Origin of the sequence: Exiguobacterium sp. KKBO11 (genome assembly GCF_001644945.1) — a bacterium.
GTDB classification, from domain to species: domain Bacteria; phylum Bacillota; class Bacilli; order Exiguobacteriales; family Exiguobacteriaceae; genus Exiguobacterium_A; species Exiguobacterium_A abrahamii.
Genome location: NZ_LUCU01000011.1, coordinates 1,283,867 through 1,307,628, shown reverse-complemented (window position 1 = coordinate 1,307,628; position 23,762 = coordinate 1,283,867). Strand labels below are relative to the sequence as shown.

Sequence of the window (23,762 nt, the reverse complement as noted above, 5' to 3'; positions counted from 1 at the left end):
GAGGAAAAGGGATGAACATCTGTATCGTCACGGGTGCCAACTCCGGCATGGGGATGGTCACGATTCAAGAATTATTGGAACGAGGAGATCGGGTCATCGCTACCGTCCGTTCGCAGAAAAAAGCGACGGCACTCGTGCAACTACTGCGAGAACATGGTGTATCGCATACGCATCTGGAAATCGAGATCGTCCAACTCGATCAACTGGACTCCGTCCGTCGCTTCGCGGATCGTCTGTTTGATTTAGTGGGTCGCATCGACCGCTTGATATTAAACGCCGGTGTCATGGTACCGCCGTATCATGTCACGAAGGATGGCTTTGAATCACAATTTCAAGTCAACTACTTGAGTCATTTCTACTTGATCGAGCGCTTATTGCCGTTACTTGAGAAAGGAAACGATCCGCGTGTCATCTCGATTTCATCGCTCGCTGGTGAAGGCGGCTTGATTCGGACCGACGTCGAACTCGAGGCGATCGCTCACGTCAAAAAAGAACACTATAGCCCGATGCGTTCTTACCGCGAATCGAAGCTCCTGCAAATGATTCATATGCGTGAACTGGCAGAGAAGCACGGCGACCGGATCACGTTCGTCAGCGTCCACCCGGGGATCGTCAATACGGATTTGTTCTATCGCGGCAAGTACGGCAAAGTTATGAAGACGTTACTCAAACCGGTCGCGCAAGTCGGGTACTGGACCGGAAAACTCTATACGCCGGAATACGGCGCGAAGACGGCACTCTATCTCGCAACAACCGACGATCCGCTCGATAACGGCGGCTACTATGCGGATTCCGCTCCACGACTCAGTAATCCGATCGTCGAAGACGGCGAGTACCGGACGCAAGCACGGAATTTGTCGCGTCGCTGGGTTGAACTCGCCTGAACGACAAAAAACGACCGGCTCGTGGGAAGCCGGTCGTTTATCCGTTGTGACGACTGGGGGTCAGATCACTCCTAAAGGATACGTTACATTGAAATAAAATTGTGGAATATGAAAAAAATCACAAAATAATGGGGAACGATGAAATCTTGAAGCAAAAAGGTTTTCTTCTCGCTGTACATTCGTTAGGATAGAGAAGAATTTTTTTGTAACAGGAGGAATAACATGATACGACAAGCTACATCAAAAGACGTTCGAAACATCGCAACCCTACTTGAGCAAAAAGCGCTCTCCCTCAAAGCCAGTGGTAGTAGCCAGTGGTCTGCTTATCTGGAGCAAGACATCGAGCAACTCGTCGCGCGAGATTTAGAAGCAGGTCGCCTATATGTCTTTGAGGATCAGAACGAGCTGCTTGGTTCCGTTGCCCTGCTTCCTTCGCTCGAATGGGATCAATCCTTGTGGGATGATGTAGAAGGTCTGTATATCCATCGAATCGTCGTCAGCGACCGCGCCAAAGGACGCGGGGTCGGTCGGAAACTGCTGGAACACGCGATTGCTGTGACAGAGGATGAAGGAGAAATCCTACGACTCGATTGTGTCGCTTCAAACGAGTTTCTCAATGCATATTACACGTCCTTCGGATTCGTCTATCAAGGAACACGGGACGGCTTCTCGATTTATGAGTATGAACGCATCGAAGCGACAGCCTGAAGCGGTTCAATCAAGACAACGGTCGTTTCGTTTGGTATGGTAATAGAAAAAGAACGGTTCAAGGAGTGATCGGATGCGATTGAATATCGGCTTCATCGGCTTTGGCAAAAGTACGACCCGTTACCATTTACCGTACGTGATGATCGAGGACAACTATCACGTCACCTGGATTTACAATCGGAAGGAAAAACCGGAGCTGTTCGCCTCCTATCAGGATCGACTGCCGGATGCCCGTTTTACGACGGATCTGTCCGAAATGCTCGCTGACCCGGCACTTGATGTCGTCGTCATCAATACACCACCGGCGACACATTTCGAATACGCGTTGCTCGCGCTGCAACATCAAAAGCACGTTCTCGTCGAAAAGCCATTTACGGTGACGGAAGAGGAGACGAAGCGTCTATTTGCAGAAGCACATGCGCAAGGCGTCAAGATTCTCGCCTATCAAAACCGACGTTACGACAGCGACTTCCAAGTCGTCGCGCAAATCATCCGGTCCGGGAAACTTGGTCGTCTCGTCGAGGTCGTCTCGCAATTTGATCTATTCCGCCCGGAAGCGGCTTCAGCTGACGCGCGTCACGAGAATGGTGCGCTCTACGGACTCGGTGTCCATACGCTCGACCAAATCATCGCCTTGTTCGGAAAACCGGACAAGGTCGCCTTTGACGTGCGCAGTGTTCGTCTGCCGCACAATCCAGACGACGCATTTGCGATCGATCTCTATTATCCGGAGCTGAAGGTCAGCGTCCGGACGAGTCACGTCGCGCTCGCCCCGGCACCCCGATGGATGTTACACGGCACGAACGGTACGTTCATCAAGCAACACGTCGACCGGCAAGAGCTCGACCTGAAAGCGAACTACTTCCCAGGAGAAGAGGGGTTCGGTGAGGATTCAGAAGACGATTATGGGCGTTTGATCTATCATGATGAACACGGTCATCTGCAAGACGTCCGAATCCCGAGTCCTGTTGGCGATTACGGTAAAATGTATCGCGCCTTTTACCGCAGTATCGTCGAAGATGCACCGCTTCCGGTGAAAGAAGAGGATACCTTGTTTGTTGCCCACCTGCTTGAACAAGCTTTTGCGCAACCGTCCCCTTATATCTTGACGATCCAAAATTAAATTTTAATTTGATTGCAGGTTGATGACAACTCGACTGTGCCCATAGGCATGGTCGGGTTTTTTTGATATAAAGAACAGGTGCATTCCTTATTTTTCAGATTTTTCTAAAGAAATGTTGATTATTTTTTCAAAAAGTTGGGAATAAGGGAATGTCTCACCAAATCAAAGCATAGGGGGTCTATCATGAAACGATTCTTATCCGCATTGCTCGTAGCGGCTGTCATCGTTGGGGTACTCAGCCCTTCGTTGATCGCTGAGGCCGCGACGAAGTTGACCGTGACGACGGATGTCTTGCGCGTCCGCGAGAAACCGTCGACATCGAGTAAGATTCTCGGTAACGTCTACAAAGGGAACGTCTACACATCAAAGGGAACGTCCGGCAGCTGGTATAAAATCAGCTACAAATCCCGCACAGGCTACATACACAAGAACTACGTCAAATCGTCTTCGTCGAAATATACGTCGACGGGAACGAAGTATACGACGGTCGGCACACTCAACGTCCGGACGGGTGCTGGAACGAAGTATAAAGTCGTAGGACAGCTGAATAAAGGGGTTGCCGTTGCGACATACGGCACGTCAGGGAGCTGGACACGGATTCTCTACAAGGGAAGCTACCGCTATATCTCGACGCAATACGTTTCGAAGTCAAAACCATCGACGACGACGAAAAAGTTAAATGTTCCGTACTACAACCAATATTCACTCGGGTATCCATCTGGTTGTGAGTTCGTCTCGTTGAAGATGGCACTCGAATACAAGAAAAAAGCCGTTTCTGCTGCGTCACTCTATAATCAAATGCCGAAAAGCATGAAGAACGCGACGTATAAGAACGGGAAGTATTACTGGGCAGATCCAGAAAAAATGTTCACGGGGAATCCAGCCGGAACGCTCGATTACTACAAGAACTGGGGCATCTATCCGAAAGGGATCCTACCACTTGCGAAAAAATACCGCAGTGGTGCCGTTGATATCTCGAAACAAGGCGTCTCGAAAATTGAGAGTGAGATTCGTAGCGGTAACCCGGTCATCGTCTGGGCAACGGTCGATTTCAAGAATCCATATGGCTACTTCTCTTGGATCAAACCGGACGGTAAAACATTCACAGGTTACCGGAACTATCACGTCATGCTCGTGACAGGTGTCTCAAGCGGTTCGTTCTACGTCTCGGACCCATACCGCGGCAAGTACAGTGTCAGTCGCTCGCAGTTCACATCCGTTTTCAATCAAACGGGACAATATGCGTTATCTGTTCGTTAAACCCTCATCCGGTCGCTCCCACGCGACCGGATTTTTGTCATTTTCAGGCATATCGATACGAAATCTACTGTAAAATGAAGGAGTTCACCTGCTAGGTGTGTAAAAGAATGACAATGTATCCATGAAAGGAAGTGAAGAGATGGAAGATCCACGGATCACGCGTCTCGAGCAGGAGGTCGCGGCGCTACGACAACGAGTAGCTGCCCTTGAAGGACAGCACACTTCGCCTGTCGCACCTGAACCGAGCGAACCAGAAGTGAGTACGGTCGCTCGCCCAGCCCCGCGCCCTGCTTATACGAAACGAAAACCGGTTGTTCCTCAACCAACATTTAAGGAAAAACGCTCCCGCGAAGAATGGGAACAGGTCATCGCGACCGTCTGGTTACCCCGGATTGGAGCGATATTCGCTGCACTCGGAGCCTTGTTCCTGTTCTCTTACGCCTCGGTTGCCGGTCTGATCAGTCCGCCTGTCCGCATCGGAAGTGGGGTATTGATCGGTCTACTCGTCATCGCCCTTGGAGAATACCAGTATGAGAAGAAACGACGTGAGCTCGGGGTCGGACTCGTCGCGACCGGTACGATCGTCGCGTTGGCGGCACTGTTCGCCGGGATGGCCTTATATCAATTCTATCCACCGTCTTTAGCCTTCTTACTTGAGCTCGTCGTCGTCTTCATCGCGTACGGTCTGATGCTCTGGATGCGATCGCAAGCCTTACTGGTCCTCGTATCCATCACCGGTTTCTTATTACCGTATCTACAATTATCGGACGACCCGAACTTACCACTCTTCTTATTGTACGAAGTCGTCTTGTTCGCAGCGATCTTCTTTGCTGTTGACCGACTGAAGGCAAAAAAAGCGTTCGTCTTCGCTTGGGTGATCTTTACGATCGCACTCGCGTTCGGCCTACTCTCGTTAGAGCTCTACTGGCTTGATGAACAGGTACCACGACTTGATGAATGGTCTCTCTTACTTGCGACATTCTTCGGTTACGGTGCGACATCGTTCGTCGGACGACGGATCCAGTTTCAGCCAAACGTTCCAAGCTGGCTTGCCGGAGTTGTCGTCTTACTGACGTTACTGATCCTCGACTGGTCGTTCGGAACGCTAGTAGCGATTTTGTTCGCTGGCGTTACCTACGTGCTTGCAGATCGTTTAAAGGATTCGGCTCAAAACGGCGTCGGTCACGTCGGCTTACTCGTCGCCGTCCTCTTGATTCCGGCAGATGCCCTCAGCTGGACGTATCAACTGCGCTACTTCTTGATTGCCGGGTTGATTGCTGCATTTTGGTTCGTTCCATGGGCGCGGATGCCGCATCAACGGTTGTTTAACGTCGGGTTGTATGTCATCTTCATCTTTTCTGCTGTCGTCGACTACGAAACCTATCAACGGCTTGGTCTTTCGTATGCGTTGACGGTGCTCGCGATGGTCATTGCTTCGACAGCATTCGTCTTGCTCCTCGTTCAGACACATCGTGATCCGGTTTGGAAGGGGTCGTGGCAACTCGTCCTCGCCCTTGCTGCAATCGGTGTCTTTACGACCTATACGTTGATCATCATGGAGTTACCGTTCTATCGCAGCCTTGAAGAAACGGCGCGTAGTACGACGTTGTCCGCTGCTTATATCGTCCTCGCACTCGTCCTTGTCGCGATTGGTCGGATGCGGACGTCGTCGACGTGGCGGTTGTCCGGGTTGTTGTTGCTGACTATCAGTGCCGTCAAGCTCTTACTGTTCGATTTGTCGTTCCTGAGCTTATTCCAAAAATCGTTCGTCTTCATTGGTTTTGGGATCGTCACGTTCATCATTTCACGGACGTACTTCAAAAAACGCAAGGAACAAGCCTGACGAAGCGCTTGAATCGGTTGAAATGAACCGGTTCAAGCTTTTTTTTATTGCGTAAAACTTTTTATTGATAACGATTATCATTGTCGTCTATACTATTTAAGGAACTGACTTAATTAGTAACAGGGGGAACCATACATGAAACAAGCATTATTGATGACGGGGGCGCTCGCCGTCGTTTTAGCAGGTTGCAGTGAAGCGAAACAAGCGGAGACACCGGCACCAAAAAAGACGAATTTTGACCAAGTCGTTGCGGATTACCGGACGTACGCGATCAACGAAATCGATACGTTCGTCCGCGAGACGGAAAAGTTCACGGATGCCGTACAAGCGGGAAAGCTTGAAGAAGCGAAAGCGTTGTACGCACCGACGCGGATGTATTACGAACGCGCAGAACCAATCGCGGAAGTATTCGGTGACCTTGATCCGAAGATCGATGCGCGAGCAGGCGACGTGAAAGCGTCGGAGTGGGGTGGCTACCACCGGATCGAGCAAGGATTATTCGAAAAGGGAACGACAAAAGGTTATGAAGCATACGCGAAACAATTGATGAAGGACGTTCATTTACTGCGGGCAAAGGTCGAGACGGTCGAGGTGACACCAGAATTACTCGTCACGGGGGCGACTGACCTATTGAACGAGGTCTCGACGTCAAAAGTGACAGGGGAAGAAGACCGTTATTCGCATACCGATTTATATGACTTCGCGGCAAACGTCGAAGGGGCTGAAAAGATTTACGAACTGTTGAACCCGGCGCTGAAAAAACAAGATGCGGCGTTATCAAAAGAGATTGCTGCTCGCTTCAAGGATGTCTACGCGTTACTCGATGCGAAGAAACAGGGTGCCGGCTATGTTCTCTATACGAGTCTCTCAAAACAAGACGTCAAACAGATGAGTGTCGCCATCAATGAACTCGCGGAACCGCTCTCGAAGATGGGCATCGTACTGGAGGGATAAGCATGAAACCAATCCAAGAAGGCGTCACGCGGCGTGACGTCCTGAAGGTCGCAGGCTTGACGAGTCTCGGGGCCGCCCTGTATGCCAGTGGTCTTGAGAAGTTTCTTCCACGGACATTGACTGTTGAAGCAAGTGATCAAGAGCCGTTCTACGGGACGTATCAAGCGGGAATACTGACACCACCACAAAATCACGTCCAAGTCGTGGCGTTTGATATCAAGACGGAGCGCCGCGATGAATTGGTCGATTTATTAAAACGCTGGACGCGGTTATGTGCCAGACTTGCTGCCGGGTTACCATACGGCGATTCCGACTCTCGTTACGTGCCACCGGAAGATACGGGGGAAGCGGATGGATTATCTGCCGGTCACTTGACGTTTACGTTCGGGTGCGGTCCAAGTCTGTTTGACGGTCGCTTCGGCATCCGTCATAAACGACCGGATGCTCTTCAACCGTTGCCGACGTTCGATCTCGATCGTCTGGACGAAAAATGGAGCGGTGGCGACCTCGTCGTCCAAGTTTGCGGTGATGATGCGCAAGTCGTCTTCCATGCGATCCGTAACCTCGTCCGTGTCGGGCGCGGAACGGTCGCGATGCGTTGGTCTCAAGCCGGTTTCCAGCGCAGTAAAGCAGCAGATGCCTCTGGTGGGACACCGCGTAATCTGTTCGGCTTCAAGGACGGCACAGGGAATCCTGATGTCTCGAAGAAGCAGGTCCGGAAAGAATCGCTCTTTTGTCAGTGGCAAGATGGTACACCGTGGTTGACGAACGGCTCGTTCCTCGTCGTCCGTCGCATCCACATGCATCTCGAAGTCTGGGACCGGACGATCCTAAAAGAGCAAGAACGGACCTTCGGGCGCGAACGCGCTTCTGGGGCACCGCTCGGCTCAACAGACGAGTTCGCTTCCGTCACACCAGCGAAACGACAAGCTCGTGGCGAAGCCGCCTTACCGGTTGACTCGCATACCGCTGTCGCGCACGGGGATGGGAAGACAGCGATCTTACGCCGTTCCTACTCGTATCAAGACGGCATCGATGAGAAGACCGGTGCCCTCGATGCGGGTCTACTCTTCTTATCGTATCAGCGTTCACCGAAACAATTCATCGAGATTCAGCGCCGTCTTGCCGCACAGGACCGATTAAATGAATACATCACGCACCGTGGAAGTGCCATCTTCGCTTGCTTCGGTGGAATCTCGAAAGGAGGCTACATCGGTGATGCGTTATTTGCGTAATCTCGTCCTTGTACTTGTATTCCTTGTAGCCGGTCAACAAACGGTGCCTGTCTATGCTGCTTCGACGGATGATCTCTATGTCGCGATCGGACAAGCACTGTCTGCCGTCGCAAGTAAAGATCGCGCAGCACTGAATCAAGCGATTGATGAACTAGGACAAGCTGCTCAAGACTTACCTGATCAACAAGCGGCAATCACGAAAGCCGTCAAACAGGTCGATGCGAAACGGTCGGCAACGTTTCCGGAAGTCCGCGAGCAACTGACAGCACTCTCTGCTGCCGTCCGGAATCAAGAAGAAGCAACGAAACCGAAGACGGATCCGGTCGCAAAAGCAAAGGTGAAGCAATTGCTTTCGTTGACGAAAGAGATGCGGCATGTCAAAGCGAGCGACCGTCCGGCAGCGGAGCAACGGTTGTTGACCGCTTGGGCGACGCACGAGAATCTTGTTCGTAATGACAGTGTCGGTCATTATGGCAACATCGAGATGGCACTTGCGTCGATCCGGATTGCGGCGGCGCGTGATTCCGCGGATACGAAGGAATGGAAAGCCGCACTTGATCAGTTCGATACGGCCGTTCAGTCCTTCCTCGACGGAAAGCAGGTCCAGGCGAAGAAAACGGGACTGCAGTCCCTGCTGACGCCACTTGAAAAGGCGCAAACCGCACTTGCGGCAAATGATTTACCGCAAGCGAAAGAAGCGCTTGAAGCGTTTCTGAAGACTTGGCCACGTGCGGAAGGTGAGGTTCGGACACGTAATGAAGGTCTCTATTCCCAGCTTGAATCCGATGTACCGCTGTTACTTGCCCGCCTGAAGCCGGAAACGAGGGAAAAGACGGCAAAAGAACTCCAGTCGTTTGAGAATGCTATCGCACAATTACAAACGAAGACGCATTATACGTTTGTTGATGCAATGCTCGTCATGCTGCGGGAAGGTCTCGAAGCGTTATTGATCGTCAGCGCGCTTGTTGCTTTCGCGCGGAAAAGTCGATCGAAACAAGAAGGAAAGGTTTGGGCAGGCGCTGGGCTTGGTCTGATCGCAAGCGGTCTGTTAGCGCTTATCTTGCAGACGGTCTTTCAGGCCACGTTCGCAGCGACAGGTCGGGAACAAATTGAAGGATACACGGGCATCGTCGCCGTCGTCGTCATGTTGTTCGTCGGCTACTGGTTGCACTCGAAAAGCGCCGTCGCCAAACGAAAACACTTTTTGTCGACGCTTTCGACGACGTCTTTGTTCTTCGTCAGTTTCTTGACGATCTTCCGAGAAGGCGCCGAGACGTTGTTGTTCTATATCGGAATGGCACCAGCGATGACAAAAACTGCCTTGTTATCCGGAATCGGTCTTGCAATCGTCATCATCGGTCTCGTCTCGTACGCAGTCATTCAGATCGGTGTTCGTTTACCGATTCATCGTCTGTTCCAAGTCGCCTCGTGGTTGATCTATCTGATGGCGTTCAAGATTCTTGGTACGAGTCTGCACGCGTTACAGCTGACGAACGTCTTACCGATCCACCCGATCAATGGTCTCGGAACCGCCGGCTGGATTGGCTTCTATCCGACGCTCGAGACGCTCCTCCCGCAAGTCGTCCTGATGGTTCTGATTGCCTTGTTTACGATTTGGCAAAAGCGGCGTGCGTCTTCAATCCAGACTGCTGCTTGATCCATTTTTCAATTTCAGGTTTCAACTATTATGTTTCGGGTATAACTTCTTATCAGCAGCTTGCTGCATGAAGGAGAGGGATTTTTATGCTTGAAACACGCATCGTACGAAACATGACCGCTGTCGACGCAGAAGTGACGAGCCTCAAATCAAGTGGCTATTCGAATAAACAGATTTATATCTTTGCGAAAGACGAAGAACTCGCGGAACGGATCGCGAATGACACGCAGACGTTACCGTACCGTGTGACGAAGAAGTCGTTCTTCGAGACATTACTGTCAGCCGTCCGGAGCAATCGGAAAGACCGGATCGCTCAGTTGTCCGAGCTTGGCATGACGAAGGATGTCGCCGAGGACTTAGAAGATGAAGTCCGGCACGGTCGGATCGTCATCGTCGGTTCGAAGTCCGATTTACTGAATCCAGCGTTCGCAGCGTCGTACGTGACGGATGAAGCAACCGATTATGGTGCCGGTGTTCCGAAACTCGAAGATGAGGAAACGACGACGACGTTACCAGCCGATCAAAACGTCAAGTTAAAAGATGAATGATACATAAGCCTCCTGTTTCTCAGCGTAGAGACAGGAGGCTTTTGTTTAGCCTTCTCATGGAAGGGAATGGGAAAGTTGAGAGGAGGAGAGACAATGCAATTCTTATATGTCGGTTATTACGATGCTGAGCGGATGGATGCTTTATCGAAGGAAGAGATCGATGCTTTGATGTCGCGTTGTGATGCGTTAATGAACACCTTCAATGAACAAGTCGATGTCCTATCAGATTGGCACCCGGGACTTACGACACAAGCATTTTACTGGCAGGATGGGGTCGTACAGAAGAATGTAGAGCCGGATCGAACGCATGGGGAGCAGATTGGCAGTTTGATTGTCTTTGAAGCACGTGATTTGGATCATGCGATGGAACTGGCTTCCCTTCATCCGACGACTCAAGTCGCAGAAGGGGAATCTTACGGTTGGCGCGCGGAAGTCCGACCGTTATCAGCTATCTCTTAATGTACAGGTTATGAACGACGTTTACGATTCAAACTAGTCTACGGCACGCCCGTTGCTCGAACATGTTGAACATGTACTGGAAGATCAACCGCTCGGTGGCAAAGGGCTCATGTAAACCAAAACCCCTCCTCTAGTTGAGAAGGGGTTACATACTGTTAGGTTGTCTTCCACTCGATATCGATGACGTCCGCTGCTCGTACCATGCGGCGCATACCTGTCGATGTGACGAGTTCAATTGTTCCGCGGTCATGAAAAATCGCTTGGATCGAACCGGATACCGTATCGAGTTGTTTTAATCGGACGTGGACCGTCTGTCCGGTCCGGACTGCACGTTCCATGATGTGTTGTAAGGAGAGGCGATCACGAACAATCGTCTCTTCGCGTGATTGATACAGATGTTCAAGATGAAGGATATGCTGGCGTGAAGTCAGTTGTTTCCACTTGCGATTCGATCGTTTTTTAGATGCGAACATGGCTGACCACCTCCTGAATTGAGTCGTACGCTAGATAGTCGTGCGCTCTGCTTCAGTTATTTCCCTTCACGAACAGTGCTTAAACACGTGCTCCTGACATTTTTTCACGAAACGCCTCGATTGCCGCAATCGCTTCTTGATCGTACTCGACCTCACCTGGTGCATTTCCTTCGGCAAGAATCGCTGTCTCAAGCGTCGCGCCAAGGAACGATGCGATATGCTCGAACTGCGTGACGAGCGCTTGTCCTTTAACGCGTGGATTGTCTCCTCCGACCGCGATCAAGTGGAATCGTTTCCCCGCCATCCGGCTTTTGAAGTCGAGTTCTTCGTCGCGCAGTGACTCGCTGAATCGATCGATGAATAATTTCATCTTCGTCGACATCGAGTACCAGTAAATCGGAGTGATGAACAGGATGTCATCGTGTTCAAGCATCTCTTCGACAATCCGGCGATAGTCATCGCCAATCGGCAAAAAGCCTCCATGATGACGGCGGTCTTCAATCGGCTGAATCGAGACGTTCGCCAAATCGACAGCAACATGAGGGATTCCTTTCAATGCTTGTTCCCCGAGCCATTCACTGTTTCCTTTACGTGAGCTACCAAAAATCGTATACATATCGTGCATCTCCTTTTGAATTCGATTGTTCTATTCTATTCCAAACTGCACTGTCAATACACCGATATGCTCACAATTGGTTTTGAATAAGGGTTTTGCGGAAAAAGACAAGAAGACGAAAAACAAATAGGGGAGGAACGGTCGAATGGAGAGAAGCACGCTCATTGCGCTAGAAAAACACTTATATGCCATCCACCTCGAGATGGATGGACTGGCGCGACTCATTACGAAACAATTGATTCATTTGAGCCAAGTGGCTGCATCCGTCGAACATTTTCGACGGATGAGCTTTGATATCTATAAACATCGGACGTCACTCGAGCAGATCCCGTCACAAGTCTTGTATGAGACGGCACTCGACTACGAAGACTGGCTCGAGGAAGAGTTTGATGAGATTCCTGCTAGCTGGCAACTGGCGACGAAAGAGGAAGAGGCACTCGAGCAGCTCTGGTGGTTCGAATTCTCACGAATTCAAGCGGAGCTCGAAGAATGGCTCAGTCTCTATCTGATTCGCCGGATTCGAGAAGACGTTCGTTACATGCCGCCGGTGATCGAGAAAAATGCCTATGCTTTATCAGAGGATGCCCGCCATGTCTTTTGGCGCCTCTTACAACGCTCCGTCGCGAAGCCTTCATCAAAGATCAAGGCGAACCAACTGTCATGTCGGATGGGCATCTCTGAGATTGCCCGCTGTGCCCGACTTAATCAAGACCGGACGCGTCGTGCGATTGGTGAACTAACGCGTCGTGGTCTGATTGCGATCGAGGAGGATGATGAGAAGCTAAAAATGCGGCTCCGCCTTCAAGTCATCTGATTGAAGGCGATGAACCGTTCGATCATCCGTTCATCCCGACGTGCGGATGGACCGATCCAAATCAGGTGACCGGGACTTTTCGATTCAATGAACTGCGCGTGAGGAATGCTCCGTCGTGCGTGTTCCGCATGCTCGAACGGAACAGCACGGTCTGACTTCGAATGGACGATCAAGACGGGACACGTGACGGCTTCAAGCCATTCTCGTTCTAAGTCTTGTGTGATATCAAACAAGACACCTCGCCCAGGACCATTTTGAAGACCAACCTCATATAATAACGACGCATCCGTCTCACTAATGTGGGTACGGATCGTTTCGCGTGGTAAAAGACTCGTCATCTCGACCATCCGAACCGCTGCTTCTTCAGGAAACTTACGAATCTTATCCTTCACATACGTCCAAAGCCCCCACTGGATGAACTGCAAAGGACGTTGTAAGACCGGTTGGATCAAAAGACGGTGATACGGCAGCGAGATCCGGTGCGTCATCGCACACGCTAAGACGAGGGCATGAACGCCTGGATCCATTCCAGCAAGTGCAATTGCCGTCGGTCCGCCGGCAGAGATGCCGTAAACGGTGTACTGTTCAATCTGGCGGGAAGCAAGCCACCCAGCGTAGAACGTTGCAAGCGCCTCTGGACTATCTGCGAGCTGAAGCGGCGTTCTTCCATATCCCGGACGTGACGGTACGATAACACGATATCCTGCCGTGATTAACTTTTCGACATGGTAGACCTCCCGGTAATCCGACTGCGTACCATGAATCAAAAGAATGACGGGACCGCTCCCGCTATCCCGGTAATCAAAACGCTGACCATTCCATTCTGCGATATAATGCATCCAAATTCTCCTATCTCTTAATTTTTACCATTTTATTGTTAATCTCGTGTTTATTTTCATGTATACTGTAAAGTATAACCAAACCATTGTGACTTAGGAAATGAGGATGCGTAGTGTCTAACGAAAAATTAACGAACCGTGACCGCTTACTTGCTGTACGAGAAATCTTCGAACGTCAGTCGGATGAAGACCATACGTTGACGCTTGAGGAATTGAGCATGGAACTCTCGAAACGAGGACTGATCGAGAAGCTATCCCGAAAATCGTTGAAGGATGATATTGCGGCACTTGCCAAATCAGGTTTTGACGTCGTGGCGGAAGAGACGAAGAATGGACTTGCCATTCCGTATCATCTCGTCAGTCGTCCCTTTGAGCATCATCAGCTCCGATTGCTCGTCGATGCCATCGCCAGTGCGAAGTTCATCTCGGAAAGTGAGACGACGTCGCTCGTTAAGACGATTCAGTCGTTGACGAGTGACAAGATGGCGGAGTCACTCCAACCGGTGCTACATACTGTCAAAAAACCAAAAGGAATGACGTCGCGCTCGATCGATACGATTCAGAAAGCAATTAGCGATGGGTTCGTCATCAGTTTCCAGTACCAAGGAAAGTTTAATGAACGGACGCGGAAGTTCGAGTTACGGAAGGATGGCGAGCATTACCTCGTTTCTCCGGCTCATCTGTTGATGGATAACGGAAATTACTATTTGATTGGACGCGATGAGCGGATCAAAGAGATCCGGACGTACCGGGTCGACCGAATCGTCGATTGTAAAGCGTTCGAACCGATGGAAGAACCGGTCCATGTCGAGCCGAGTTACTTAAGTAACATGTTCAACATGTACGGGGGAGAGAACGAGCAATTGACGCTTAAATTCCAGGAGAGTCTGATGCCAACCGTCGTCGACCGGTTCGGGACAGATATCCGCTGCCGTCGCCTCGATGACCTCTGGTTCGAGGTCAAGGTCGATGCGCTTTTTTCCGACGGGTTCATGATGTGGCTGATTCAGTTCGGCAACCAGGCGGAAATCATCGCGCCTGTCGAACGGCGGGAGACATTCAAGAACAAGGTGGCAGGTCTTGCGACGATGTACCAAGTCGAAACACCTGCTCTCTAAGGGCTAAAGCAAGGTTCACTTGACCGTGGATCTTGCTTTTTTAAATTGTCGAGAAAAAAACTTTTTGTCGTTTTTTGTCGGATATTCATATTTGAATATTTTAAGCGAATAGTTCCAGTTACTATTAAGGGTATCTGATACTTATGTAGGAGGAACGACATGCAACAGATGGAAAAAAGCCAATCAAACGGGATGCGGAAACTAGCTGCTTTCCTCTTCTTCGTTTGTCTATCCTATACATCGTGGTACTTATTCTCACTTTTTGTCTTTCATCTCGTGTTTCCAGAAGATGTCGTGACATCCTTAGATATCGTCGTGTTCGGATTCAGTCCGGTCGTCGCTCTTGTCGTCACCATCGGCTCGCTACGCTTGATCGAACGACGCATGAAACCTAAATTCACACCCCTTTTATTCATCGGATATACGCTCTCGACAAGTATCTTGATTTATTACGCGATCGTGAACGAACTTCTGCCCCGACTGTGACTTGCAACTCCCCAGCAATTGGCATATGCTACGCTTATAGCTTGCTAGGTAAGGGGGGATACGATGAACGCACAGTATATCCTCGACTGGATGCCGCTCGTGATTCCTGTCGGTGCCATCGTCTTTATTGTCGTCATTGCGCGTAAGGCTTCAAAAATCGATGCTGAAAAGTAAGGAGACTCCAATCAGGGAGTCTTTTTTTATTGGCTTCTGTTGGTACTTTATTCACGCGATTTCCCTATTGTGCAAAAACATAACGTCACCCATTTCTATGGTATAAAGGAACTAGGCGAAAGACCTAATATTAGGAAATCATGGAGGGACAGATGAGACAAAGAACCGTCATGACTTTACTTGCACTCAGTCTACTGCTTACCGTATGTATGATGAAAAAACCAACGTTGACGCCAAAAGCCAGTACCATCGATCTCACCATCGCCGTCGTCGGAACAGCTCCAGTTCTTACGCAATCACCGGATTTCCACTCGATTGATCTGCAGGAGATCAAAGGAGATTTACGACGATACGACGCCGTCATGATTATGCCGGAGTACTTACATCAGGCAGCGGGACGTGACTATGCTACCGTCTACCGGAAGGCGCAGATTCCCTTTTTCTTTATCGGCTCTCAAAAATCCGTCGAACCGTTTCTTGATCCGAGTCTCTCCTATGAGGAAAGCATCTCGGTGCCGAATCCGACGTTTGCGGCTGGTATGCTCTATGACGATACACAAGAGACGACCTGGTTATTTGGTGAGGGGATCGAACGACCGAATCGGTCAGAGCAACTGAAGATCTATCAATCAATCTTTCAAACGATTGAACAGAGTCACTTAATAAAGTAACGCTTGAATGAAATAGACCGAAGCGCTCGGAAGGACATCCATTTCCGAGCGCTTCGGTCTATTATTCGTCAATCGAGTTGTTTCGTCGGAGCTAAGACGATTTCTCGAATATTGACATGTTGCGGCTGCTCAAAGGCGAATAAGACAGTGTCCGCGACGACTTGCGGATCGAGTCCACCGTCAATCGACTGTTTCCATTCGTTGTAGCCGTCCTTAATCGCATCACTTGTCGTATGACCGAGTAATTCCGTCTCGACGACACCTGGTGCGATCGTCATGACGCGGACACCATGGGACGCGACTTCACCTCGGACGTTCTCACTCATCGCGTGGACGGCGAATTTCGTGCCGACGTACGCGGCGTGGTCTGCGAACGTCTTTTTACCGGCAATCGAGCTGATGTTGATGATCGTGCCGGTCTTCCGTTTCACCATCGAGGGAAGGACAGCTTGCATCCCGTGTAAGACACCGAGCGCGTTGACGTCAAACATCTCTTCCCATTCTTCCGCATCTTGTGTCTCAATTTGACCGAGTAACATCCGTCCTGCATTATTGATGATGGCTTCGACCGGTCCGAACGCTTCCGTCGCGTCTGCTAAAGCAGCATCGAGGGCAACTCGGTCGGTGGCTGCGACTTGGCGAATCAAGACATCGTCTGAAGCAAGGCTCGCCAGACGATCAATTCGTCGTCCGAGCAATAAGACGCGGTACCCTTTCTGAATGAACGTTCGCGCAATCGCATGCCCGATTCCTGACGTAGCACCGGTGATGGCAATGAATCCTGTTTTCATGATATCGTCTCCTTATTTGATATGATAAATTGAAGATAACAGAGGGAAACCAATCCGAGAAGTACGCACTTTTAGGTCAGTCGGTTACCTTTTGGTAAGGGAGGGAACGGTATGCCGTATCTAAATGAGTTCGATGCGACGATGCGTCAGATTCAAGGCAAGTGGAAAGTGATGATCTTGTACGAGCTGCATGAGGAAGGTGCGGTACGTTTTAATACACTGGAGCGTTATATCCAGGACGTCTCACCGAAGACGCTGACACAGCAACTGAAGCAACTCGAACAAGATGGCTTGATTACGCGGACCGTCTACCCGGAAATCCCACCTCGTGTTGAGTATGCGTTAAGTGCAAAAGGTGTTTCCTTGATTCCCTTACTTGATGCGATCTGCGACTGGGGACTCGCGACGACACCACGCAACCAATTGATGCGCACCTTATGCGACGAGGAAGCCCCTGCTCCATGAGCAAGGGCTTTTCGTTAGCGTTCGATTTGTTCTCTTACTTGACGGCGGAACGTCTGAATGTCGTAGGCCGGTTCACTTGGACTGAACTCAATCCCGTCGATCAGTCGAGCGTTTGGTGACGCATCCGGGAACTCGATCCGTGTCAGCCATTCAAGCGTCGTCTCTTCATGACGTCTTGGGAAGGCTTGCTCGAGTTGAGAAGCAATCTTCAGAAGCGGATGATGGCTATGCCGCTTTGGCGCATGCGACCGTACCTGCTTGGAGTGCCTGACGGTTTGTTCTCTTTCGATCGCTATGACTTTTCGCTTCCGGATGACATAAAGTGTAACTGCAACTAAGATCACCGTCAGAAGCGTCGTTGCGATCCAAATCCAATCCGGTGTTCCTGCCTGGACGGCAGCTTGCTCCACGTCTTGAACACCTTTGATATTCTCTAGCCCCATTGCCCGGTTCGTCATCGTGTCCGCTTCCCGACCAAGTGGTTCCGTCCAAAGGAACAATGAACCGAATGCTTCAAATAGCGGACGAATCGCACTCGTGACGGATCCGACGAGCGCTTCTTTCGTGAGACGGAAGACAACAGCGATGATCAGCCCCGCGCTGAGGACCAGCGCGATCGTCGGGAAGATACGCCGCCATTCTGTCATGTAGGTGACGACGAATGGATACGCAATGACGAAGACCAAAATTAAAAAGGCGCCAATTGGTGGTGTCACTCCCGGGAACAATACCATCACGACGCCGATGACCATCGCACTCGTAGCGTAACGCCACGCCGAATCGACCGTATCAAGAAACGCGGTCCAGGCGACGAAGACAAGGGCTAAGACGCTAGCTACGGGAGAGAGGAAAAACAAGGACCCCGCTACGAGTAACTGTAATCCGATTCGAAGCGAACGATGTGGTACGAAGGCGAGTGCCGGAAGAGCGAGCGCGAGATAGAACGGAACCGGTAACAGACTCGCAAGGAATATCCACCAGAGAATCATGCGCTCACTCCTTTCTGCCGGTGACCGAGGTGAATCTCCGCCGTCGTCGACGGCACACTACGTTGCAATCGCTTCGTGAAGTACCGTCGCTCGAGCGGTAGATCGTATTCGGAAATCCGGGCAAGGCATTCCATCGTCCGTAGGAATTGATGTTTTCCCATACCAGACGGAACATGGTACCACTGACCGGATCGGTTGACCATCGAAATCCAGAGGCTGTAGGAAGCCCCTTGTTTCTCGAGTTCACGGATGATCGTCGCGGCACGCGATAATAGTTTCTCGAAGTCCGAGCGGAGGGCGAGTCCGTCTGCGGACAAGCCATCGACGATGACGGCATAATCATGGTTACGTTTCCGGTCATATTGATACGAGTACAGTTCATTCGTCTTCGCATAAGCTGACCAGTAGATCGACTTCGCATCTCCGGAGTAGGGGACGACGGAGTGGAAACTCGAGCGATCGGTGAACGGACTCGAGCGATCAATCGTCTCACCGGGAATCATCCGTTCATTCCACTCGACTGACGCTGGTGCAAAGTCAGGGAAGACGTGACCCAGCTCTTGAATATCAAGCGTCACATAGATTGTGATCAAATGAAACGGATCCGAGATCATGACATCAAACGACTGAATTCGAACCGTTCCCCGGTGAGCGGCAATGACATCGATTGAAAATGGCACGATCGTCTGTTTGTTGACATATAAGTGTTGACGCCAAAATTGACTACTCGCATCTGGAAGCTTGATCTGATCCCCGAGCAACCCAGAAATCGTGATGCGACCGAGTGGTAACTTCGTTGGGTTAGATAACTCGAACGGTATCTGGATCGTTTCCTCTCGAAAAGCGCGAACGGTCTCAAGGAGGCGGACGCGAATCCGCTTCGCAACGTATTCGAGATAATACGGCATCACCCAGCCATATAATGTATAGGCGAGTAATAAAGCCGCAATCCAGACAGGACCATAGAGTCCGACGATGACGCCACTTGCACCTGTCATCGTAAGAATGATGAGGTTAAAGCCTTTTGGTATGATCAATTGCATGATTACACCTCAGTCGGAACAGTGAGTGAATCGAGGACCTGCTCGACGAGACGTTCGTTCGATAGCTTCAGCGTCGCTTCGAGCGTCAAGACGAGACGGTGGGCAAGCAATGGCGTCGCCAAGTGCTTGACGTCCTCTGGTGTGACGTACGTCCGCTCCTGCATCCAGGCCCGTGCTTTCGCGGCTTTTAAGAGTGCGAGCGTCGCTCGTGGACTCGGTCCGATCTCAACGTCACGATGGGCGCGGAGTGCGTCACAGACATCGAGTAAGTAGTTTTCGACGCTATCTTCGATTGAGACGGCGACGACTTCCTCTTTCCAGTCATTGAGTTGTTCGAGCGGAATCTGTAGTTCGGCCGCGGTTAAGTGTGCTCCACGTAATAATGCCTTCTCCGCCTGACGTGTCAGCGGAGCGAACGACAACTTGAACAAGAAACGGTCGAGTTGGGCATGCGGCAGTGGGAATGTGCCGTGTCCATCGAACGGATTTTGTGTCGCGATGACAAGAAAGTGTTGCGGTAACGTATAAGATGTATCCCCGATCGTCACTTGTCCTTCGGCCATTGCCTCGAGCAATGCTGACTGTGTCCGTGGAGTCGTCCGGTTGATCTCATCGACGAGGACGATGTTCGCGAACAGCGGACCAAACCGTTGTTCAAACGATCCTGTCAGTGGGTTGAACAGCTCCATCCCAAGTAGGTCGGTCGGTAACGTATCCGCTGTACATTGAACACGTGAGAACTTTGCTTCGAGTGTCTGCGCCAGTGCTTTTGCTAGTGTCGTCTTACCGGTCCCCGGACGGTCTTCGAGCAACACATGACCTTCTGCGAGCAAGCCCATCAATAAATGATCAATCACATCGTCCTGACCAAGGACAGATTGTTTGAGTGATGTACGTAACGTTTGAAACATGGATGATTCCCCCTTTAAGATGCATCGTATTTCTAAAGTGTACGAAAATTCAGAAAAAACCGCTAGTGATTTTCCAGGAATCACGCATAAAGAAATACGTCTATCTTTTATACTACCAGTTTCATCCAAAAGTTTCGTGAAATATCAAAAAAATTGAAACAGGATTATGAAGTTACTTAGCGAATAGAAGGATATAGTCATTGGAATAGGGAGGATGGACAGATGAAACCACACACTACCGAATCGAACTCTACTCTAAACCAGCAACAGGATGTTGCTCACAGTCCTATTGACGAGTATCAACGTATTGTTGCCGGAGGACCTCCGAATCGTCGAGCCTTTGCCGCGATTCGTCGGCTCCCATTCGGATTACGTTTGCTGACGTATACGCTCGGTTCCTTATTCACAGCAGGCATCCTCGCTGGTCTCGTCATCAGTCTACTCGGTTAAAAAAGACTCCCTCAGCATTCTTCAAAGAGATCATCCATCAACTCGGAGATCTCTTTTTTACGTGCGTTCGTCTCATCGCGTAAGATCCGAATCGAACGTCCGGTCCAGTCGAGTCGGTCGCCGATCGTCGCCTGGCGCGGCAAACGACTTTTCGGTAATGTGATCGTCTCGCGGTCGTCCGTCTCGCAAATCGCTAGATCGTCTTCAAAATCAGCTAGGGTCAATCGCATCTGATGCACCTCCACGTCTTGTTATTCCGGTCGTAAATCGGTCCGGTTCGATTCCTTGATGCCGTCACCAGTCGAGATATACTGGATCGTACCGCTTTGATCGGTTCGGTCAATCGTAATCCGTTCTGTTTTCAGTTCCTGTAAGACGGAGGGGCGTGGGTGACGATAGGCATTGTCCTTCCCGGCTGAGATCAACGCTCGCTTCGGATCAACGGCTTGTAGGAAGGGCAGGGAGGACGATGTGTCTGCTCCGTGATGCCCAAGCTTCAAGACATCGGCGCTAAGATCGACATCTGACTCAAGCAATTGTCGTTCCGTCCGGATCGGTGCGTCGCCCATGAAGAGGAACCGGTCCTGTCCATGTTCGACCCGCAGGACGGCACTCCAACTGTTAAGATCTTGCGTTCCGTCCGTTAGGGGAGCAAGGAACGTAAAGCGTGCAGCTTCACTCGGTATCTCAAGACCTGCCTTAACCGACTTGATCGTCACCCCTTCGCGTTTGACGGCAAGGAGGAAATCGCGGTATGTCTCTGTCGTATGCGTGACACGCGGGGCATAGACGCTATCGACTGGAAAGGCATCGAGGACGGTATCAAGTCCACCGATATGATCGGCGTCCGGATGTGTCGCAATGACTGCTGTTAAGCGTTTGACACCTAATCCTTGCAGGTAGCGGACGACATCCTCGCCTTTGCCGTTATTCCCGCCGTCAATCAAGATCGCGTCTTCCTTCGTCCGGATGAACGTGCTATCTCCTTGACCGACGTCAAAACCGTAGACCTCCATCTGTCCCGTGGTTGGGGCAGGGGGCTCTTCGTCCCGTGTCGTATAGAAGATGACGATTAAACAGAGTGCTAACAGAATCGTTGATCCCCATTTCAACATGTCGGTTCCTCTTTCTCGAACAGATACAGCATGCCGTTACGCGGATGACCGAACCGTGGCCCCCGGTAACCGCGCCGTTTCAAGGCAGCACGCATCAAAATCATCATACCGCCATGCCCGACGAGTAAGACCCGTTCATCATCCTCGAACATCAGTTGATTCAACAGGACCTCAATCCGTTCATTCGCTTCCTTGATCTCCGCTTGAATCCGTTTGCTGAACGGGGCTGCGAGTCGACCGAGGACCGCCCAGCCAAGAAACGGTAACCTTAGATTCGACTGAATCGTCGGAAACGGTACTTCCCGTAGTAGATCCGTCACGATGATCTCTTTATCGTAGACACTCTTCGCCGTCTGGACGGCGCGTGGCATGCTACTGGCATAACAGACTGTCCAGTCGATCTGACCGAGCTCGACCGGTTGAATATCGATGTCTGACGTATCATACCGTTCAATCCATTTTTCAATATCGCTGGCGCTGATCCAGCCTTTCGTCGGGTATCCTTCCGTCACCCGGTGATGTCTCACTAATCCAATTTGTTTCATACTTCGTGCGACGGTCAAGACCGTCTCCCTCACTTTCATTCATCGTTTAGAGTGCAACGCGAATCGCGAGTCCACATAAAATCGCACCTAAGATACTGAGCAAGCTCCCGATGATGTAATATTCCGCAAAGCGGCGATCTTCAAACTGTTTAAAACGTGCCAGTGCCTTCAAAGCAATGATGAACCCGATGGCTCCCGTTGCGTTCGTGACGACGAGCAGGGTAATGATTGCCCGTTCGACGAGACCGATATAACGCCCGATTCCGTTTAATTCCGTCGTATAACTGCGCGCAGAATCTTCGACTTCATGTGTGACGGTTCGCGAAACGCCGTCTAATTGCTCCTTACGTGTCACTTTTCGCTCGAAATGCGCTTCGATCAAGCGCGGAGCAAATGGTGCGAGCATTAAAGCAATCCCGTGACCGAGTAACTCCGTCGTCACTAAACTAAAGCACAGAATCCATAGAATTTGCTCCGGACGTGAGAACGACAACGACCAATCAATCGGTACGAACACCCATGTCAAGGCGATGATGGCAGCGATATGTAACGCTTGATCGATCCAGTACGCCGCCGCTTGCTTGACGCGACGTTTGAGCGGGGAGGCATCGAGTAGGGCGTGAAACACGAGAATACTTCCGCCAAGCCATCCGGCAATGTCGATGGTTAATACTCCTCGGATGACGAAGAACGCAAGGACAAGTAGCATCAGAGCTGCATGAACAGCAAGATGTTGGAGCAAGATCCGTTGGTGTCGGTGTTTCAGGAGCGCCATCCGTCTCGTCTGTAATGGAAAATCAGCAAGTAGATGGACAAGGATAAGGCTAAGTAAGACAGTCACCGAATCGCCTCCCAGACTTGGAATTGCTCCAGCGCCTGTACCAAGGCAGCTTCAAGACGCTTCCGTTGCTTACGCTGCGAGCGGGAGACGAGTTTTGCGACATTCGCGCGGGCATCCTGTTCCTTAAAGCCCATCTTCAGACCAATCTCTTCATACGTATCATCTGGATATTGATCCATCAACCGGTGCAGTTCAATCTGACGGTCCGTTTTCCCGAAATACGCTGGATAAAGCATCTCGAGATAGCCATTCAGCAGGGTGGTTGGTAAGTAGGGCGGTCCAGCAAAGGCGATCCGTGACGGAAGTGTCTTCGCCAATTCCTGCGCTTCAAAAGCGTGAATGATCGCACTACCATTGGCTTCTTCAGCTTGAGTCGTCGAAATCGTCTCATACTGACCAAATCCGATCCCGATGTAACCCGGTAATTCTTGATTCAATAAGTGCAGCATGACCGGATAACTAACCGGATAATCCGCAAATACAGCTAGTAAGCTATCACCGGATTTGATTTGGAACGGAACGATACTCGTTGGAAATGCCGTATTCAGATTGTTCGCGAGTTCTCGGAGCGCTTGAAGTAATGCTTCTTTGCTCGGATAGTCGCGGGAGCCTTTGACATCAAACGACAAGGCAACAGCTTGCATGACGATTCCTCCTGTTCATTTGTTGCCACAATCATGGAAACATTTGATTTGTTACCGTTAAAAAGGTAACATTCACGGTGTTACTGTTATTAGAGTAACAAAGAAT

General features: G+C 50.6%; 28 protein-coding genes. 16 read left to right on the top strand and 12 right to left on the bottom strand.

Going from position 1 to position 23,762, the window contains the following annotated elements; translation table 11 throughout:
* Positions 1-11 precede the first annotated feature (11 nt).
* The 10 genes from AYO36_RS06855 to AYO36_RS06810 all read left to right on the top strand — a co-directional run bounded on the left by AYO36_RS06855 (position 12) and on the right by AYO36_RS06810 (position 10,671).
* A complete protein-coding gene (locus AYO36_RS06855; RefSeq protein ID WP_064299893.1) occupies positions 12-884 on the top strand; it encodes an SDR family NAD(P)-dependent oxidoreductase in 873 nt (290 codons plus the stop codon).
* 222 nt (positions 885-1,106) lie between these two features.
* Positions 1,107-1,592: a GNAT family N-acetyltransferase gene (locus tag AYO36_RS06850; RefSeq protein WP_064299892.1), complete on the top strand. Its 486-nt coding sequence runs from the start codon at positions 1,107-1,109 to the stop codon at positions 1,590-1,592.
* Positions 1,593-1,665: 73 nt separating this feature from the next.
* Positions 1,666-2,715: an oxidoreductase gene (locus AYO36_RS06845; RefSeq protein WP_050677930.1), complete on the top strand. Its 1,050-nt coding sequence runs from the start codon at positions 1,666-1,668 to the stop codon at positions 2,713-2,715.
* Between the two features lie 183 nt (positions 2,716-2,898).
* A complete protein-coding gene (locus AYO36_RS06840) occupies positions 2,899-3,975 on the top strand; it encodes a C39 family peptidase (protein WP_058703424.1) in 1,077 nt (358 codons plus the stop codon).
* 139 nt (positions 3,976-4,114) lie between these two features.
* A complete protein-coding gene (locus tag AYO36_RS06835) occupies positions 4,115-5,818 on the top strand; it encodes a DUF2339 domain-containing protein (RefSeq protein WP_064299891.1) in 1,704 nt (567 codons plus the stop codon).
* Positions 5,819-5,953: 135 nt separating this feature from the next.
* Positions 5,954-6,772: an iron uptake system protein EfeO gene (gene efeO / locus AYO36_RS06830; protein WP_064299890.1), complete on the top strand. Its 819-nt coding sequence runs from the start codon at positions 5,954-5,956 to the stop codon at positions 6,770-6,772.
* Between the two features lie 2 nt (positions 6,773-6,774).
* Entirely contained in the window at positions 6,775-8,007 is a 1,233-nt protein-coding gene (gene efeB / locus AYO36_RS06825; RefSeq protein ID WP_369815315.1) for an iron uptake transporter deferrochelatase/peroxidase subunit, read from the top strand.
* Positions 7,991-9,664, top strand: a complete 1,674-nt coding sequence (locus tag AYO36_RS06820; protein ID WP_064299888.1) for an FTR1 family protein — start codon at positions 7,991-7,993, stop codon at positions 9,662-9,664. The genes efeB and AYO36_RS06820 overlap by 17 nt, the downstream gene beginning before the upstream one ends.
* An 86-nt stretch (positions 9,665-9,750) precedes the next feature.
* Positions 9,751-10,212 (top strand): YflT domain-containing protein, encoded by a 462-nt coding sequence (locus AYO36_RS06815; protein ID WP_064299887.1) that lies wholly within the window; start codon positions 9,751-9,753, stop codon positions 10,210-10,212.
* A gap of 93 nt (positions 10,213-10,305) precedes the next feature.
* Positions 10,306-10,671 (top strand): YciI family protein, encoded by a 366-nt coding sequence (locus AYO36_RS06810; protein WP_064299886.1) that lies wholly within the window; start codon positions 10,306-10,308, stop codon positions 10,669-10,671.
* Between the two features lie 155 nt (positions 10,672-10,826).
* Here the strand turns inward: AYO36_RS06810 and AYO36_RS06805 are convergent, their stop codons facing one another.
* Both AYO36_RS06805 and AYO36_RS06800 read right to left on the bottom strand, forming a co-directional pair.
* The gene (locus AYO36_RS06805; RefSeq protein ID WP_064299885.1) at positions 10,827-11,144 is read right to left on the bottom strand and encodes a hypothetical protein; all 318 of its coding nucleotides are present in this window, start codon (positions 11,142-11,144) and stop codon (positions 10,827-10,829) included.
* A 79-nt stretch (positions 11,145-11,223) separates the two neighbouring features.
* On the bottom strand, positions 11,224-11,760 hold the full coding sequence (locus AYO36_RS06800; RefSeq protein ID WP_064299884.1) for a flavodoxin family protein: 537 nt from the start codon (positions 11,758-11,760) through the stop codon (positions 11,224-11,226).
* Between the two features lie 145 nt (positions 11,761-11,905).
* On the opposite strand from AYO36_RS06800, the gene AYO36_RS06795 reads away from it, so the two are divergent.
* Positions 11,906-12,574, top strand: a complete 669-nt coding sequence (locus AYO36_RS06795; protein WP_064299883.1) for a hypothetical protein — start codon at positions 11,906-11,908, stop codon at positions 12,572-12,574.
* On the opposite strand, the gene AYO36_RS06790 is transcribed toward AYO36_RS06795, so the two are convergent.
* Positions 12,562-13,413, bottom strand: a complete 852-nt coding sequence (locus tag AYO36_RS06790; protein WP_064299882.1) for an alpha/beta fold hydrolase — start codon at positions 13,411-13,413, stop codon at positions 12,562-12,564. The two genes, AYO36_RS06795 and AYO36_RS06790, sit on opposite strands and share 13 nt — an antisense overlap.
* A gap of 113 nt (positions 13,414-13,526) precedes the next feature.
* Between AYO36_RS06790 and AYO36_RS06785 the strand changes: the two genes are divergently transcribed.
* The 3 genes from AYO36_RS06785 to AYO36_RS06775 all read left to right on the top strand — a co-directional run bounded on the left by AYO36_RS06785 (position 13,527) and on the right by AYO36_RS06775 (position 15,862).
* The gene (locus AYO36_RS06785; protein WP_050677941.1) at positions 13,527-14,531 is read left to right on the top strand and encodes a helix-turn-helix transcriptional regulator; all 1,005 of its coding nucleotides are present in this window, start codon (positions 13,527-13,529) and stop codon (positions 14,529-14,531) included.
* 159 nt (positions 14,532-14,690) lie between these two features.
* Positions 14,691-15,017, top strand: a complete 327-nt coding sequence (locus AYO36_RS06780) for a hypothetical protein (protein ID WP_050677942.1) — start codon at positions 14,691-14,693, stop codon at positions 15,015-15,017.
* A gap of 326 nt (positions 15,018-15,343) precedes the next feature.
* A complete protein-coding gene (locus AYO36_RS06775) occupies positions 15,344-15,862 on the top strand; it encodes a hypothetical protein (RefSeq protein ID WP_064299881.1) in 519 nt (172 codons plus the stop codon).
* Between the two features lie 68 nt (positions 15,863-15,930).
* Here the strand turns inward: AYO36_RS06775 and AYO36_RS06770 are convergent, their stop codons facing one another.
* Entirely contained in the window at positions 15,931-16,653 is a 723-nt protein-coding gene (locus tag AYO36_RS06770; RefSeq protein WP_064299880.1) for an SDR family oxidoreductase, read from the bottom strand.
* Between the two features lie 111 nt (positions 16,654-16,764).
* On the opposite strand from AYO36_RS06770, the gene AYO36_RS06765 reads away from it, so the two are divergent.
* Positions 16,765-17,118: a winged helix-turn-helix transcriptional regulator gene (locus AYO36_RS06765; RefSeq protein WP_064299879.1), complete on the top strand. Its 354-nt coding sequence runs from the start codon at positions 16,765-16,767 to the stop codon at positions 17,116-17,118.
* Positions 17,119-17,132: 14 nt separating this feature from the next.
* On the opposite strand, the gene AYO36_RS06760 is transcribed toward AYO36_RS06765, so the two are convergent.
* The 3 genes from AYO36_RS06760 to AYO36_RS06750 are packed head-to-tail and all read right to left on the bottom strand — an operon-like array spanning position 17,133 to position 20,061.
* Positions 17,133-18,107 carry a hypothetical protein gene (locus AYO36_RS06760; RefSeq protein ID WP_064299878.1) on the bottom strand — a complete coding sequence of 325 codons (975 nt, stop codon included), beginning with the start codon at positions 18,105-18,107 and terminating at the stop codon, positions 17,133-17,135.
* Positions 18,104-19,150, bottom strand: a complete 1,047-nt coding sequence (locus tag AYO36_RS06755; RefSeq protein WP_064299877.1) for a DUF58 domain-containing protein — start codon at positions 19,148-19,150, stop codon at positions 18,104-18,106. The genes AYO36_RS06760 and AYO36_RS06755 overlap by 4 nt, the downstream gene beginning before the upstream one ends.
* A 2-nt stretch (positions 19,151-19,152) precedes the next feature.
* Entirely contained in the window at positions 19,153-20,061 is a 909-nt protein-coding gene (locus tag AYO36_RS06750) for an AAA family ATPase (RefSeq protein ID WP_058265957.1), read from the bottom strand.
* Positions 20,062-20,283: 222 nt separating this feature from the next.
* Between AYO36_RS06750 and AYO36_RS06745 the strand changes: the two genes are divergently transcribed.
* The gene (locus AYO36_RS06745) at positions 20,284-20,511 is read left to right on the top strand and encodes a hypothetical protein (RefSeq protein ID WP_058703407.1); all 228 of its coding nucleotides are present in this window, start codon (positions 20,284-20,286) and stop codon (positions 20,509-20,511) included.
* A gap of 11 nt (positions 20,512-20,522) precedes the next feature.
* Here the strand turns inward: AYO36_RS06745 and AYO36_RS06740 are convergent, their stop codons facing one another.
* The 5 genes from AYO36_RS06740 to AYO36_RS06720 are packed head-to-tail and all read right to left on the bottom strand — an operon-like array spanning position 20,523 to position 23,656.
* Positions 20,523-20,741: a DUF3006 domain-containing protein gene (locus AYO36_RS06740; protein ID WP_064299876.1), complete on the bottom strand. Its 219-nt coding sequence runs from the start codon at positions 20,739-20,741 to the stop codon at positions 20,523-20,525.
* Positions 20,742-20,762: 21 nt separating this feature from the next.
* Positions 20,763-21,623, bottom strand: a complete 861-nt coding sequence (locus AYO36_RS06735) for a ComEC/Rec2 family competence protein (protein WP_064299929.1) — start codon at positions 21,621-21,623, stop codon at positions 20,763-20,765.
* Positions 21,620-22,189 carry a histidine phosphatase family protein gene (locus AYO36_RS06730; protein WP_023468330.1) on the bottom strand — a complete coding sequence of 190 codons (570 nt, stop codon included), beginning with the start codon at positions 22,187-22,189 and terminating at the stop codon, positions 21,620-21,622. The genes AYO36_RS06735 and AYO36_RS06730 overlap by 4 nt, the downstream gene beginning before the upstream one ends.
* Before the next feature lie 28 nt (positions 22,190-22,217).
* Positions 22,218-23,012, bottom strand: a complete 795-nt coding sequence (locus AYO36_RS06725) for a DUF3307 domain-containing protein (protein ID WP_064299875.1) — start codon at positions 23,010-23,012, stop codon at positions 22,218-22,220.
* Positions 23,009-23,656 carry a hypothetical protein gene (locus AYO36_RS06720; RefSeq protein WP_064299874.1) on the bottom strand — a complete coding sequence of 216 codons (648 nt, stop codon included), beginning with the start codon at positions 23,654-23,656 and terminating at the stop codon, positions 23,009-23,011. The genes AYO36_RS06725 and AYO36_RS06720 overlap by 4 nt, the downstream gene beginning before the upstream one ends.
* Between the last annotated feature and the right edge of the window lie 106 nt (positions 23,657-23,762).